At 39.3% G+C, this 14,898-nt stretch carries 11 protein-coding genes and 2 tRNA genes; 6 read left to right on the top strand and 7 right to left on the bottom strand.

The window, feature by feature from the left end; all coding sequences use genetic code 11:
• Positions 1-2: 2 nt before the first annotated feature.
• Together NLF99_RS09605 and NLF99_RS09600 are read left to right on the top strand one after the other, a co-directional pair.
• Positions 3-1,601: a Na+/H+ antiporter gene (locus tag NLF99_RS09605; RefSeq protein WP_254527961.1), complete on the top strand. Its 1,599-nt coding sequence runs from the start codon at positions 3-5 to the stop codon at positions 1,599-1,601.
• 109 nt (positions 1,602-1,710) lie between these two features.
• A complete protein-coding gene (locus NLF99_RS09600; RefSeq protein ID WP_254527959.1) occupies positions 1,711-2,328 on the top strand; it encodes a hypothetical protein in 618 nt (205 codons plus the stop codon).
• Between the two features lie 15 nt (positions 2,329-2,343).
• Here the strand turns inward: NLF99_RS09600 and NLF99_RS09595 are convergent, their stop codons facing one another.
• Both NLF99_RS09595 and purL read right to left on the bottom strand, forming a co-directional pair.
• The gene (locus tag NLF99_RS09595; RefSeq protein ID WP_254527957.1) at positions 2,344-3,207 is read right to left on the bottom strand and encodes an aminoglycoside 6-adenylyltransferase; all 864 of its coding nucleotides are present in this window, start codon (positions 3,205-3,207) and stop codon (positions 2,344-2,346) included.
• 85 nt (positions 3,208-3,292) lie between these two features.
• Positions 3,293-6,967, bottom strand: coding sequence for a phosphoribosylformylglycinamidine synthase (gene purL / locus NLF99_RS09590; RefSeq protein WP_254527955.1), 3,675 nt, complete (start codon positions 6,965-6,967; stop codon positions 3,293-3,295).
• A 170-nt stretch (positions 6,968-7,137) separates the two neighbouring features.
• On the opposite strand from purL, the gene NLF99_RS09585 reads away from it, so the two are divergent.
• From NLF99_RS09585 to NLF99_RS09575, 3 genes are read left to right on the top strand one after another with little or no spacing between them, the layout of a single operon-like run.
• Entirely contained in the window at positions 7,138-8,085 is a 948-nt protein-coding gene (locus NLF99_RS09585; protein ID WP_254527953.1) for a YbbR-like domain-containing protein, read from the top strand.
• Position 8,086: 1 nt separating this feature from the next.
• The gene (coaE, locus tag NLF99_RS09580; protein WP_254527951.1) at positions 8,087-8,683 is read left to right on the top strand and encodes a dephospho-CoA kinase; all 597 of its coding nucleotides are present in this window, start codon (positions 8,087-8,089) and stop codon (positions 8,681-8,683) included.
• Positions 8,683-9,651 (top strand): MBL fold metallo-hydrolase, encoded by a 969-nt coding sequence (locus NLF99_RS09575; RefSeq protein ID WP_254527949.1) that lies wholly within the window; start codon positions 8,683-8,685, stop codon positions 9,649-9,651. Before coaE ends, NLF99_RS09575 begins: the two co-directional genes overlap by 1 nt.
• Positions 9,652-10,323: 672 nt before the next feature.
• Here the strand turns inward: NLF99_RS09575 and NLF99_RS09570 are convergent.
• From NLF99_RS09570 to NLF99_RS09555, 4 genes are all read right to left on the bottom strand, one after another.
• A complete protein-coding gene (locus tag NLF99_RS09570) occupies positions 10,324-10,803 on the bottom strand; it encodes a hypothetical protein (RefSeq protein WP_254527946.1) in 480 nt (159 codons plus the stop codon).
• Between the two features lie 529 nt (positions 10,804-11,332).
• Positions 11,333-12,151: a hypothetical protein gene (locus tag NLF99_RS09565; RefSeq protein ID WP_254527943.1), complete on the bottom strand. Its 819-nt coding sequence runs from the start codon at positions 12,149-12,151 to the stop codon at positions 11,333-11,335.
• Positions 12,152-12,334: 183 nt separating this feature from the next.
• Positions 12,335-12,407: transfer RNA gene (locus NLF99_RS09560), tRNA-Phe, on the bottom strand.
• Between the two features lie 41 nt (positions 12,408-12,448).
• Positions 12,449-12,524 (bottom strand) — tRNA-Phe (locus NLF99_RS09555).
• 187 nt (positions 12,525-12,711) lie between these two features.
• On the opposite strand from NLF99_RS09555, the gene mnmA reads away from it, so the two are divergent.
• Entirely contained in the window at positions 12,712-13,812 is a 1,101-nt protein-coding gene (mnmA, locus tag NLF99_RS09550) for a tRNA 2-thiouridine(34) synthase MnmA (protein WP_185214228.1), read from the top strand.
• 684 nt (positions 13,813-14,496) lie between these two features.
• Here mnmA and NLF99_RS09545 read toward each other — a convergent pair.
• A complete protein-coding gene (locus NLF99_RS09545; protein ID WP_254527941.1) occupies positions 14,497-14,829 on the bottom strand; it encodes a helix-turn-helix domain-containing protein in 333 nt (110 codons plus the stop codon).
• Positions 14,830-14,898: the final 69 nt, after the last annotated feature.

Raw genomic sequence — 14,898 nt, 5'->3', positions numbered from 1 at the left:
ATATGATCGAATCCAATATATTATTGGTCATGATTCTCTTTTTTTTCATGTCCATGTTATTTGTAGTTTCTCAGCGGTTCAAGATATCCTATCCTATCTTGTTGGTAATTGGTGGATTAGCGATTTCCCTGATTCCAGGATTACCCGAGTTCAGTATAAACCCCGATGTGGTGTTTTTGGTTTTCCTGCCGCCTCTATTATTTGAAGCAGCATGGTATACCTCATGGAATAGTTTCTGGAGCAACCGCAGGTCTATCCTGACCATGGGCTTCGGACTTGTCTTTGTTACTTCCATAGCTGTTGCATATTTATCTGTCAATTTAATTCCGGGATTTACGCTTGCATTAGGATTCCTATTGGGCGGTATTATTTCTCCTCCCGATGCTGTTGCGGCAACTTCTGTCCTCAAGGGAGTGAGCATGCCTAAGCGTGGGGTCACTTTGTTGGAGGGGGAGAGCTTGGTCAATGATGCAGCTTCCCTAACGGTATTCCGGATGGCTTTGGCGGTCATTATGACCGGTGCATTTACCATGCAGGAAGCAGTGGTTGGATTTTTTTTACTCGCCGTTATGGGCGTGTGCGTGGGACTGGTCATCGCCAATATCCTATTCTATTTCTTGAAATACATTGCCAAAGCATCCAGCATAACTACTCCGATCACCCTGATCGCGCCCTACATAATGTACATCGTTGCGGAGCACTTCGAATGGTCGGGTGTATTGGCCGTGGTTTCCGGTGGATTGTTCCTTTCCTATCGATCCAAAGACTACATGGATTATAATACCCGGATTCAGACGCGTGAGGTCTGGGAAACCGTCGGATTCCTATTGAATGGTTTTGTGTTTATATTGATCGGTTTGGAACTTCCCATTATCATTGATGGTATAGAAAGCGTATCCACGTCCTGGGCGATTGAAATTGCACTGATCATCACTTTGGTGATCATTGTAATCCGTATAGCATTTATTTACATCGTCAATTATGTTCCCAGGATATTTCCTAAGGTCCGTAAGAAAGAACCATCACCAGGATGGAAGATGCCATTGATCTTAGGTTGGGCTGGAATGCGCGGTGTGGTATCCTTAGCCTCTGCCTTGGCGATTCCGATCTATGCTTCCAGTGGCCAGCATTTCCCGCACCGTAACCTGATCCTATTCATCACCTTCGTGGTCATTTTGATAACCTTGGTCGTGCAAGGTTTGAGTCTGCCATGGCTGATCAAGTTGGTCAACCTCGATGGCAAGTCATCAGAGATCCCAGAAGAGGCACAGATAGAAGCTATCAGATATCGATTAGTGAAGGAAGAAATGGAATTGCTGAAAACTAAGTATGCTACAGAGCTCGAAGAAAGCAATACCGTCAAAGCTATTAATCTATCCTTAAAACGAAGCTTGGAATCTACCGCCACCAACTTAAGTAGCGAGTCGAAGATCAAGATTGCGAATGAAAGGGGGCTGTATAAGCAGGTGATGCAGGATCTGATCAATGTGAGGAGGGATGTAATCTATACCTTGGTCAGCGAAAAGAATTATGACGAATCTATATTGAAGTCCTTGGAACATAATCTCGATTTAGAGGAATCCAGGTTGAATAGGAGATAAAAGAAGAAAAGGATTTTTACCCTGTTGGATAGAATTTCCTTTTTATCCATCGTCTACTTTATGCAATCCTGTTTACTTTTTCATCATATCAATACAAAAGGTAAGGATTATGAAAAGGTTCGGGATTTATACATTGCTAATCATATTGATGGTGGCATGTAGGCAGAAAAAGGAAACAAATAATATCTCAGGGAAAGAGTTCTTAGAAAGCGTATTTCCGACTTATTCCCCAATTGGAGCTGAATTCTCCAAGGTTGTGGATGCGGTGGTTGAATTTGATACAGCAAGGTATGTTCTTGATAAAAATTTAGATCTTAAATTCTACGATCCTAAGTTTGGGAGAGGATACTACAATTCCAGCTTAGGCAGCGAATTTGATATGAAGTCTCAGCTATCTGTTCTTGAGTTGGCATCCGAGAAACTATCCAGTGACATAAAAGATTTCAATGCCTATCAAACCCAATTATTGGATACTGAAGATTACCCCAACTATACCAAGTTGTCCAAAATCTTGAAACCAATACAGAACGGCAAACATAACAATTTGGCATACCTCATTGAATTCTATTCTTTCGAAAAGCCACTGTTCACTGCTGATAAGAAAAAAGCTTTGATCCACACCTATTACCACTGTGGAATAATGTGCGGGCATGGTTTTGTATACTTTCTCGAATTGATTGATGGAAAATGGAAAGTTATAGGCTATGACTACTCTTATGATACATAAGGGTAGTTATTTGCACTATTTTTTTGGATTATGGATGTTGAAAAACTCTTTTGTAGCATTAGCTTTATCCAGATCATAGAAGTATCCTTGGACCTTTGAAACAGCTTGAGCCATTCTATCAAAGATATCGATCAATTTGCCGCAGGCTATCCAGTTTTCTTCCATATCCGCCCCGGCAAAAGTTGCTCCCAATTCTTCCCATTCCGCTGTGTTTAGGTATTTCTTGAACAGTCGACCATACTTATTCGTTGTCACGTCCCATTGATTTCTACTACCAATATACCATTCGATCATAGGAATAAAATATTCAACCCGAATGATCTTTTCAACCATAAATTTGAGGTAGAACAGGTCCCCACGGACCAGACATTTCGGAAGATAGGTCACATCCCAAAAGAAATCCGCAACGATCTTTTGGAATTCTTCTTCAGTAGGTTCTTTGATAATACTGACCTCATAGTTCGGATGCTGTAAACCTTTGCAAAGACCTTCCTTATCGATCAAGATTTCATAACCGATATCCCAATCCTCAGGAAGTTCATCAGCCAATACTTCAGCTTTAAATTGCTCCACGCTATAGATCTTGAAATCAACTTTTACCCCATCCCAATATTGCACCATCTTCATGGCATGCTTCCCGTCAAAGGCTTCAATTCCTTCCTCGTAAACATTCAGGGGATCTCCAAAAAGATCAATCCAATCCTTAGATTCTAGATAGGGTGTAGGATCAAGGAAAACAAGCTCGATGTCCAAATCAGAGAAATCATCTACTGGAGCCAAGGGGTTGACCAAGGAGCTCGTCAGCAATGCTGCTCGAATGTCTTCATTGCTTCTGGTCCAAGCCTTGATTGCTGCTAATTTTTCATCTCTTGCTTTCATGGGCATTTCCTCAGATTTTAAGTTAACAAAAAAATCCCAATGCTGAAGGCATGGGGATTTTTCTTAACTATTACGTTATTCCAACTTATTTGCTTTGGTTGTCAATCCATTTACGGGCATTAACGAAAGCCTCTAACCAAGGAGAAACCTCGTCTTTGCGACCATCAGGATAATTTGCCCAGTTCCATTGGAAAACTGAACGCTCGATGTGTGGCATGGTTACCAAGTGGCGACCAGTTTTGTCACTCATCATTGCCGTATTGAAATCCGATCCGTTTGGATTGTGTGGATATTGATCGTAAGCATATTTCGCTACGATGTTATATTGATCCTCTTGGTTTGGCAAATTGAATTTTCCTTCACCATGAGAGATCCAAACACCTAATGTTGAGCCCGCAAGGGTAGACAACATGACCGAGTTGTTTTCCTGTATCTTCACCGACACAAAGTTTGATTCGTGTTTTTGGGAAGTGTTATGCAGCATCTTACCGTGAACCTCATGCTCTGGGTTGATCAATTCCAACTCCATGAACAACTGACATCCATTACAGATACCCACAGAAAGGGTGTCAGGACGAGCAAAGAAGTTTTCAAGAGCAGTCTTAGCCTTTTCATTGTAAAGGAAAGCACCTGCCCAACCTTTTGCCGAACCCAAAACGTCAGAGTTCGAGAAACCACCCACAGCACCGATGAACTGGATATCTTCCAATGTTTCGCGACCTGAGATCAAGTCCGTCATGTGAACATCCTTCACATCAAATCCTGCAAGGAACATTGCATTCGCCATCTCCCTTTCCGAGTTTGATCCTTTTTCACGGATGATCGCCGCCTTAGGACGAGCTTTGCTTCCGTCAATCACTGGTTTTTTACCGTCAAACTGAGCAGGGAAGCTATATCTCAAAGGCTGATTTTTAAAGTTCTTGAAACGTGCGTCAGCAGTTCCGTTTTTCGATTGCTTTTGATCCAATAAGTATGAAGTCTTGAACCAAGTATCTCTGGTTTCAGCCACATCAAAGCTGAATGAATCCGCATTGTTTTTGATGCTCACGGAAGTACCGTTGATCGCCTTACCGATTTTGAAAGCTTCAACACCCGCTTCAGCCAATGCTTTTTCAAATGCCGCATCTTCTTTCGCCTGTAGTACCAGACCGATGTTTTCATTGAACAATGCTTTTACACTGTCCGATTCGTTCAAGGCAGATAGATCGTATTCAGCAGCTAAATCCACATCTGCAAAACATAGTTCCAATAAAGAAGTAATTAAACCACCAGAACCGATGTCATGACCTGCAGCAACCTGACCTTTGTTGATCAATTCCTGAACCGCATTAAATGCTTTCTTGAAGTACTGTGCATCCTGAATGGTCGGAACATCCGAACCAATTTTGTTCAATACCTGAGCGAATGTAGAGCCTCCAAGTTTGAAGCTATCCTGAGAAAGGTTGATATAATAGATAGAACCAGCGTTTTTCTTCAATACAGGCTCCACTACTTTGTTGATGTCGGTACAGTTACCACCAGCAGAAATAATAACCGTTCCAGGAGCGATTACGTGCTCACCATTCGGATATTTCTGTTTCATGGAAAGTGAATCCTTTCCGGTAGGGATATTGATACCTAATTCGATTGCAAAGTCAGAACATCCCTGTACCGCTTGGTACAATCTTGCATCTTCACCTTCGTTATTACAAGCCCACATCCAGTTTGCCGAAAGGGAAACACCATTCAGGCCATTATAGATAGGAGCGAAAACCAAGTTAGAAAGCGCTTCACCGATAGCATTTCTCGATCCAGCAACTGGATCAACCAAAGCTACCAAAGGTGCATGTCCAACTGTCGTAGCGATACCCTCTTTAGATTTGTAATCCAAGGCCATCACCCCAACGTTGTTCAATGGCAATTGCAAAGGTCCGGCACATTGCTGTTTCGCAACACGGCCACCCACACAACGGTCCACCTTATTGGTCAACCAATCTTTAGCAGCAACTGCTTCCAATTGAAGGACTTGGTTTAGGTAATTAGGAACCTCGTTTACAGTATACTCTAGGTCAGCATAATTGCGCTGTACCTTTTTATCGTTCATGATTGTTTTTGGCGAAGAACCAAAGAAATCCTCTAGGGCATAATCCATAGGTTTCTCACCAGTTTTCTTTGATTCGAAAGTGAAGCGATGATCAGCAGTCACATCACCAACAGTGTACATTGGCGAGCGCTCGCGGTCAGCAACCGTCTTCAATTTCTCGATATCCTCATCTGCAATCACCAAGCCCATACGTTCTTGAGATTCATTACCGATGATTTCTTTGGCTGAAAGGGTAGGGTCTCCAACCGGAAGTTTATCCAAGTCGATCAGACCACCAGAATTTTCCACCAATTCAGAAAGACAGTTCAAGTGTCCACCGGCACCATGGTCATGGATGGAAACGATAGGATTTACATCACTTTCCACAAAAGCACGGATGGCATTGGCAGCACGCTTTTGCATCTCTGGATTAGAACGTTGGATGGCGTTCAATTCAATACCTGAACCGAATGCACCTGTATCCGCTGAGGATACCGCTGCACCACCCATACCGATGCGGTAGTTTTCACCACCTAGGATCACAATCTTATCTCCAGCTTGTGGCTCATGTTTCTTGGCCTGGTTCAACTTGCCATAACCGATACCACCAGCTTGCATGATAACTTTATCATACCCCAACTTACGACCATCCTCTTCATGTTCAAAAGTAAGGACAGAACCCGTGATCAATGGTTGGCCGAATTTATTTCCAAAATCAGAAGCACCATTGGATGCCTTGATCAAGATGTCCATTGGCGTTTGGTACAACCATTTTCTTTCTTCCATTGCTTTTTCCCATGTGCGATCATTCAACAAACGTGAATAGGCTGTCATGTAGATTGCCGTTCCAGCAAGCGGAAGTGCACCTTGACCGCCAGCTAGACGGTCACGGATCTCACCACCCGAACCTGTTGCGGCTCCTGCGAATGGCTCAACCGTAGTTGGGAAGTTATGGGTTTCAGCTTTCAATGAAATAACCGAATCGAAATCCTTCTCTTCATAGAAATCTGGTTTGTCTGCTGTTTTAGGAGCAAACTGCGTTACTTTAGGACCTTTGATAAAGGCTACATTATCTTTATAGGCAGAAACAATCTCATTCGGATTGGTCTCTGAAGTTTTCTTGATTAATTTAAATAGGGATGTAGGCTGTTCCTCACCATCGATCACGAAAGTACCATTGAAGATCTTGTGACGACAGTGTTCAGAGTTCGCTTGCGAGAAAGCGAAAACCTCAGAATCCGTCAGCTTACGGCCAATCTTCTCAGTTAGCTTGTTTAGATATTCTACCTCTTCAGGGCTCAATGCCAAGCCTTCCGACTGGTTGTAAGCCTCGATGTCATCGATATCCAAAATTGGTTCAGGGCTGATGTTGATGGTAAACATATCCTGAGTCAAGGCACTGAACTTTTGGGAAATCATCGGATCGAAATCCTTGAAATCTTCCGTAACCTTTTGAAACTCTTCGATACGAATAATCCCGCTGATTCCCATGTTCTGGGTAATCTCTACGGCGTTGGTGCTCCAAGGAGTTACCATAGCGGCTCTCGGACCTACATAGTAGTCGTTAAGCGTTTGTTCGTCGAGTTTTTTAGAGTTGCCGAAAAGCCAGTTTAGTTTGGAGATATCTTCAGTAGATAAATCATTTTGGGTTTGAACAGCATAAACTGTGTTCAATGGGTTCACGAAGAAATGAATCATTATTAAAGTGAATTTGAACGTCCTTCAATTATTCTGCAAAGTTACGTAATATTTTAAGAATAAACCGGCTGAAAATGGCATCTTTTTGCTAAGGATTCCGCTTTTTGAGCCGGATAGCTCATGCTACTGTCAAAATGTGATTTTTGCTCACAAAATATTACATTTGTAGAATGGCTTTAAGGCGGATTAACAAAGTGCAACGTCGAAAATTATCCATTTTCCTGCGTTGTATCATCATTTCATTTTTAGCTTGGACCTTGTTTGCAATTTCCAGTGATTATACCTTCACCAAAAAGGCGAGCATGTCCTATGTTAATTTGCCGGAAAACAAAGCTTTCCATCCCCTTCAATCAGATACGGTAACCGTCAAGATCAAGATGTCCGGCTGGAAGGTGTTCATGGAACGCTTGCACCTCGATACCGCAAAAATTCAGGTCGACCTTTCAGGGCTTAAATCACGGAACTTTATCGTCTTTGGTAACCAGATCGGTTTCATCAATAGACAGTTCCCTACGGATAAGCAGGTCGTTGCCGTTTCGCCTGACACCCTTTACTTCGATTTCTCGAAACAGACCCAGCGTAAGGTTCCGGTCAAAGCCGTAGAAAGCCTGACTTTCCAAAGGCAATACGGCGTGATCGGCGAAACCCGAACCAACCCCGAATATGTTACCATTACGGGCCCATTGGAAGATGTGGCAAGTATTGAATACCTGGAGACCGATACCATCAAAGGCAAAGATGTCAATACTGATGTGCGTACCGTCGCTTATTTGAATAAGCAGCAAAGAACTAACATTACAATCTATCCGACCTTTGCAGAAGTGATCGTACCGGTCGGAGAGATTACGGAGAAGGTGATCGAACTGCCGATCAAAGTGGAGAACAGCAAGGGTTATACCTCAGTTCGCGTATTGCCGAGTAAGGTTCGCGCAACCATTTTGTTGGCCGTAAAAGATTATAATAAATATACTTCTAGGGATTTTGAGGCGGTGGTGGATCTGGATGCCTGGAAAGACCATAAGGTTTCCAGCTTACCGGTCATCATTACCAAAATGCCTGATTATGTCAAGGTATTGAGCGTAGAACCTCAGAATGTTGATTTTTTTGTAAGGAGATAATATGGGTTTAAAAATCGGGATTACAGGAGGCATAGGCGTCGGAAAGAGCGTAGTGACCAAGATATTCAAGATATTGGGCATACCGACCTATGATGCCGATAGGGAAGCCAAGGATATCATGGTCAAGAACGATGCGGTCCGTCAATCCCTGATGAAAACTTTCGGCAAAGAGGTCTATTTTGAGGACGGTAGCCTCAATAGGGAATGGCTCGGTAAAAGGGTCTTTGGCGATGCCGAAGAACTGAAAAAACTGAATGCCATCGTTCACCCTGCCGTGATCAAGGATGGCGAAGATTGGGCAGCAGCCCAGACTTCCATATATAGTGTCAAAGAAGCTGCACTCTTATTTGAAAGCGGATCCTATAAAGCTTTGGATTTCACCATCCTGGTGGTTTCACCATTGGATCTCCGGATCGAAAGGGTGATACAGCGCGATAAAGTGGACAGAGAAGAGGTGCTGAGAAGGATAAATAAACAGATGCCCGCAGAGGAAAAGGAAAAGCTAAGCGATTGCATCGTCTATAACGATGATGAGCATAGCCTGATTGAGCAGGTGATGGAACTGCATCAGAAATTTATTCAAGGAAAAACAAGCTAATGCAGATTATTGAAGACTTTCTAGTAAAAAGAGATAAAGGATATTATTGTTCTTATGGCGATTTCTATATAGACCCCCTATATCCGGTCAAACATGCCGTCGTTTCGCATGCCCATGGTGACCATGCGTCCCCTGGCCATAGAAATATCTATTGTACTGCGGGAACTGCCGCCATTATGCAGTACCGCTACCCAAAACAAGCTTTGGATTCTTATCATGTCAAGAGATTTTCTGAATTTTTTCAGATCAATGGCGTCGATATCTATCTATATCCCGCTGGTCATATCCTTGGCAGCGCACAGATCATGATGATCTATAAAGGCGTGAGGTACCTGTATACCGGCGACTATAAGTTGCAGGAAGACCGTACCTGCGAACCTATTCAGATCGTAGAGGCAGAAGTTTTGATTACCGAAACGACTTTCGCCAATCCAGAAACCAAACATCCAGATCCTGTTTGCGAAATCATGAAACTGGATGTCAGAAGCAATATCCTCTTGGGCTGTTATTCCCTGGGTAAAGCCCAGCGTATTACCGCCCTGCTCAATGAACATCTCCCGCAGAAAGAGGTGTTATTGCACTATCAGATCATGCCTATACATCGCATCTATGATCAATTTATTGATGTACCCTTGAAATACGAGCAGTACAACAGAAAATCCATGAAAGAAGCCGGCGACAACAAGATCTATTTGGTGCCACCACTAACCTTCAACAGTTACCGCAGGGCAAAGAATGTGCTTAAGGCATTTGCTTCGGGATGGGAGCGCTTGCAGGCTCAGAACGATATCAGCCTATTTCTGTCCGACCATGTGGACTGGAATGATATCCTATATTTTGTGGGTAAGGTAAAGCCAAAAGCTATCTGGACTTTGCACGGAGATGGTAGGGCCTTGCATGCTCATTTTTCAGAAGATATTGCAATTCGAGATATACACAGTCAAACATTTATTCCAGATTATTGTTGATAGGATTGGTAAACAATTTAGATCAACTTATGAACAAATTTTTTAGAGCACTGATAGCAGGCTGGGGCGCCAAGAAGATGGGCCTCGGATGTTTTGGAACCATAGTGGTATTTATCATAATCTATTATTTGCTCGGCTATTTGTAGGAGCAAGGTAGAACTTTGAAAATCAATCAAAAAAATATGGCTAGATGCGGAATATCTAGCCATTTTTCTGTTTAACAATAATAGCCAGGACGGCTTATATAAGAAATTGTGTAGGGAACACATGATTTCCACTTTTAATAAAATTCTTGAATCTCTCTGTTTTTCTACTGCAATTAATAGTCGTCGGTATTAAGGTTTATAGTGAAATCCCAATTGTTAGAATTCCAAATCTCTGTTTTCCGAATATATTGTATAAAAGCCAATAAATGAATACCTAACAGTAGGTATTTTACGTAATTACGTTTTTTATTTGATAACTGATTGAGTATTAATATTATAAAATTAATAAAGAGAGTAAGGTATTGTTGAAATTATGGAAATTTCAAGGCTTTGTAACGGGACCTGATGGAAAATACGGGGAAGGATAGGGTAAGGGATTGTGAATTTTTGGTTTTAAAATGTTCTGAGGGTTTAAGTTAATTTTATGAAAATGAGAAAGTTATGTTTTATTGTCTTAATTGAGTTGTTATCTGGTTATTAACTTACCAAACCTTTCTAGTAGATTATGAGAGTTTTCAATTTGTAAATTTGTGATACTTTCTTTGGGAAAAATTTTTGTAGTCTTAGTTTTTATATCAAAAATAAATAAATACTTAGATGTTTCTCCTAAATAATTTAGATTACTATTCTGTTTATTAGTTGATATAATTTGCTCTCCTTCCATAAAAGAAATGGCCGTTTCATCTTTATTAAAACGTTTGTTAATTAAATTATTAATTGTTGTTAAAGCAAGACCAATGATTACTGTTAAGGAACATAAATACAATGTTAGGTTTTGAGTTTTTTTTCTGTCTATTTGATTTAATAAATAGAAGGAATAAAAAAATAAACTAGGAATAATAATCAATTTCAAGGGGTACTTGCTTATAAAGAACATAGAAAAGATTAGGATAGCCATTTTGAATTTCCAAAGATTGTTGCCAAAATTAATTTCCAAAATTTTCAAGTATCTTTTTTTATTATGTTTATTTGATCCTAAAAAAGATAAAATTTTTCCATTTACAATTAGAGGTAAATAAATATGGAATATTTTAAAATAAAAGGAATGAATAATAAATAATGTTATTTCAGCGAAGAAAATTATTAATAGAATTTGTATTACATAATCAAAGAAAAAAAATAGTAGATCCGTTAATTCAATGTAATTGGATATTGGAATATCAAAAGAACTATAGTATATAAAATAATTGATAAAACTTACAATATATATGAGCGTTATGGACAATGTTAAATTGTTTTTAAGAAAATTCAAATAGTTGTTTAACTGGGTCATTTGGTATTAAATAGTAAATTTTAGCATTAAGGAGATATCTTCAAATAAATAAATTTTATCTAATCATTATTAATGAATATTTGTGTAGTCAAAATTGATTTTTTTAATATAATAAAAATTACCTCTGCTTTATAGTTGATGTTTAAAATCGCATTAAAAGGACATATTGAGAATTTAGATTATGATTAATAAAATTTTATTTTTATTTGTGAGTATTTTCATTGGGGATTAATTGTTTTATTGATTCTTCTAGGGTATCAAACTCTAAATATTTACTTGCTTGCCAAATATAAAATAGCTGCTTTTGTCCAGAATTGGTGTTTATTTTGTCTAATAAATCTGCATTTGTAATTGTATTATTTAATAGTTTTAAATGAAAATACATATCACCATCATGTGTTTTTATTAAATCATATATTTCCTTGTTGACAGGCTTTATGCAGTTAATTAATTGCTTTTTATAATGGAATGGTAGTTCTGAAGACCAAATTTTATTAAAATTCTTTAATAATATTTTCCGATTTTTTTGCTTTAGGATTGCATTTAAGAATACTCTATTATTAGTATTTAAATATGTATTTAAGAGGTCGCTAACAACATTTTTTTTTGAATACTGAAGATATTTTAGGGATGCCTTTTTATCGTTTATATATTTTGAATAGAAATATGTATTAAAATAATCTGATTTATACTCATTTGGTAGATTTTGAATTAATAATTCTGCGATTATTCTAAGTCTTTGTGATTGTCTGAAATCTGAATTGTTTTCAATAATTTCTTTTAAATTCTCATATATTTTATCTAAATGAAATTCTGAATCAACCCTCTTTCTTAGGTTAGATAATATAGAAGAATTTAATTCTTGTAAAGAATTATTGAAATATAAATTTATTATTGATTCGAAGTTAATAGTGTTTAATATAGAATGAATAAGAATGTCAAATGGACTATTTTCATAAAATAAACCATTAGATTTTTGGTCATATAATTTTAATAATAGATCTCGTTGATTATTTTTCATATTAGCAATATGGCTTATGATATTAAAATTGGTGGTCTTCCTTGACAAATGGGTGCATTATACACTTTAAATCTACTAGTTATTACTAATAAAAACTGGATAATATATTATTATCCATTTCAGGCTTCCGGCAAACCTCTTAAAAACAAAAAAATCCTCAATGAAAATTGAGGATTTTTTCTGTGGTGCCAGCTGGATTCGAACCAGCGACACAAGGATTTTCAGTCCTTTGCTCTACCAACTGAGCTATGGCACCTTCAAGTTTTTGTTTTTACAATCTGTTACTTGTCAGATTTTTGGTGGTGCCAGCTGGATTCGAACCAGCGACACAAGGATTTTCAGTCCTTTGCTCTACCAACTGAGCTATGGCACCTTTTTTTTGACATGTCCGTTACCGAACTTGCGATGCAAATATACCGTCCTTTTTCGAATTCTAAAACTTTTGCCTTAAATATTTTCGTTGAAATATTCAAAGTCTTGATTTTGATTGAGATAAAATTACATCAAATAAACATTGGGAATGGGCAAATAACGGTATCTTTGCACTTCAATAAAATATTATGAGTAAAAAAGGAAGAGTTTTGGTAGCAATGAGTGGTGGGGTGGATAGCTCCGTGGCTGCAGTAATGCTACACGAACAAGGATATGAGGTCATCGGGATCACGATGAAAACATGGGATTATGCTAGTTCCGGCGGCTCTTCAAAGGAAACAGGATGTTGTAGTCTGGACAGTATCAATGACGCTAGGACATTGGCTGTAAACTATGGCTTCCCGCATTACATCCTTGATATTCGTTCAGAATTTGGAGATTATGTGATTGACAATTTTGTTGATGAATATATTGCCGGAAGAACTCCGAATCCATGTGTGCTGTGCAATACCCATATCAAATGGGAAGCTTTGATGAAGCGTGCCGATAAATTGGACTGTGAATTTATTGCAACCGGTCACTATGCGAATATCCGCATGCATGACAACGGTAGATATGTGATCTCCAAGGGTAAGGACGAAAACAAAGACCAGTCGTATGTACTTTGGGGCGTTTCCCAGGAGAACTTGGCAAGGACGCAGTTTCCTTTGGGAAGTTTTACCAAAAAGGAAATCCGCCAGATGGCACTAGATATGGATCAAAAGGAATTGGCGAATAAATCGGAGAGCTATGAGATCTGTTTTGTCCCTGACAACGATTATCGCTCCTTCCTAAGACATAAACGCCCTAGCTTGGATCAAGAGATCGGACCGGGTAATTTTATCCTTTCTGACGGTACTGTAGTTGGTCAGCATATTGGGTATCCATATTTCACGATCGGACAGCGCAGAGGCTTGGGAATTGCCCTAGGAAAGCCAATGTTTGTGATACAGATCTTACCGGAGTCCAATTCGGTGGTATTAGGTGAGGAACATGAACTGGAAAGAAGCCAAGCATTTGTCAAGAACATCAATCTGGTTAAATATGCCTCCCTTGATGAACCGATGGAAGCGATCACCAAGATCCGTTACAAGGATTCTGGGGCTATCTCGACCTTGACCCAACAAGGAGATATCATGAAGGTGGATTTTGTCCATAATGTAAAAGGGATTGCCCCAGGTCAGTCGGCCGTATTCTATGAAGGCGATGATTTGATCGGTGGTGGTTTCTTGATGAAAGAAGAGAGATAAAATAAGATCACTTTTGTAAAAAAGTGAATTAATAAAAATGCTAAAAGGCGATGTGGAAATCACATCGCCTTTTGTTGTTTTTGGACCATTTTTGTTTGGATTAGGAGATGAGCTTAAGGTCGGGAATGCTTTTGGTCTCATTCGAGACATATTCGGAATTTTCGCAATATGCCTCGAATGAGAGTAAAAGGATACTAAGCTGACGTGGTCAAATTTTGATGGATTTTTGGAGTTTTTTTATTGAGAAGGGCTGGGGGATGAGGGGATGGTTTTTGTATTGGTTTTTGGAAAAGGAAAGGGAATGGTCGCGAGACAAGCGGATGGGGTTTATTGAAAAATTTAGGGAATTGGATTTGAACCAGGATGGAAGGGATGAGAGGATGGATCAAGATCTGGGTTTTGAGCCAGGATGAAAGGGATGAGAGGATGGGGCAAGATCTGGGTTTTGAACCAGGATGGAAGGGATGAGAGGATGGGACAAGATCTGGGTTTTGAACCAGGATGGAAAGGATGAGAGGATAGGGCAAGATTATATGTGGATTGAATAATTAGCAAAACCCCTAGCAGGGGTGAAATCTTTATAGATTTTGAAAATATATAACGTATAACCCTCAGGGTGGGTGAAATCTTTTTCGATCTTTAGATTTTGATTAGAGCTTATCTGTTTCTCTGACCTTAATTATTCTATTTCAAATTTTCCAATCCAAAAGTAGCCAGTTTATCCACGATGGGTAATGTTTTTAAGCCCAAATCGGTAAGGCTGTATTCCACTTTTGGGGGGATTTCGGGATATGATTTTTTGTAAACTAATTTGTTTGCTACCAGGGAGTTTAGTTCTTGAATCAGCATTTTTTCGCTGATTTTGGGAATGCAGCGTTTGAGTTCGCCGTAACGGATTACCCTTTCGTTTATTTGAAACAGTATCAATAAGGTCCATTTACCACCCAATAATTCCAAAGATTTCCGTACAGGACAGTTTTCGTCGGACTGCTTAATTATTTTTTTATTTTCTTCCATTTGATAATCAGTGTTTCTAACAAATAGGTAAGTACTGTACCAATAGGTAGGTACTTGTACAAAGGTAAG

It is taken from the genome of Sphingobacterium sp. LZ11T8 (assembly GCF_024261425.1).
Lineage (GTDB): Bacteria > Bacteroidota > Bacteroidia > Sphingobacteriales > Sphingobacteriaceae > Sphingobacterium.
This window is presented reverse-complemented; position numbering and strand designations above follow the sequence as displayed.

What these genes read in the sequence shown, in the direction of transcription:
- NLF99_RS09605 (WP_254527961.1), top strand. Translation starts at nt 3, where the DNA reads ATGATCGAATCCAATATATTATTGGTCATGATTCTCTTTTTTTTCATG.
- NLF99_RS09600 (WP_254527959.1), top strand. Translation starts at nt 1,711, where the DNA reads ATGAAAAGGTTCGGGATTTATACATTGCTAATCATATTGATGGTGGCA.
- NLF99_RS09595 (WP_254527957.1), bottom strand. Translation starts at nt 3,207, where the DNA reads ATGAAAGCAAGAGATGAAAAATTAGCAGCAATCAAGGCTTGGACCAGA.
- purL (WP_254527955.1), bottom strand. Translation starts at nt 6,967, where the DNA reads ATGATTCATTTCTTCGTGAACCCATTGAACACAGTTTATGCTGTTCAA.
- NLF99_RS09585 (WP_254527953.1), top strand. Translation starts at nt 7,138, where the DNA reads ATGGCTTTAAGGCGGATTAACAAAGTGCAACGTCGAAAATTATCCATT.
- coaE (WP_254527951.1), top strand. Translation starts at nt 8,087, where the DNA reads ATGGGTTTAAAAATCGGGATTACAGGAGGCATAGGCGTCGGAAAGAGC.
- NLF99_RS09575 (WP_254527949.1), top strand. Translation starts at nt 8,683, where the DNA reads ATGCAGATTATTGAAGACTTTCTAGTAAAAAGAGATAAAGGATATTAT.
- NLF99_RS09565 (WP_254527943.1), bottom strand. Translation starts at nt 12,151, where the DNA reads ATGAAAAATAATCAACGAGATCTATTATTAAAATTATATGACCAAAAA.
- mnmA (WP_185214228.1), top strand. Translation starts at nt 12,712, where the DNA reads ATGAGTAAAAAAGGAAGAGTTTTGGTAGCAATGAGTGGTGGGGTGGAT.
- NLF99_RS09545 (WP_254527941.1), bottom strand. Translation starts at nt 14,829, where the DNA reads ATGGAAGAAAATAAAAAAATAATTAAGCAGTCCGACGAAAACTGTCCT.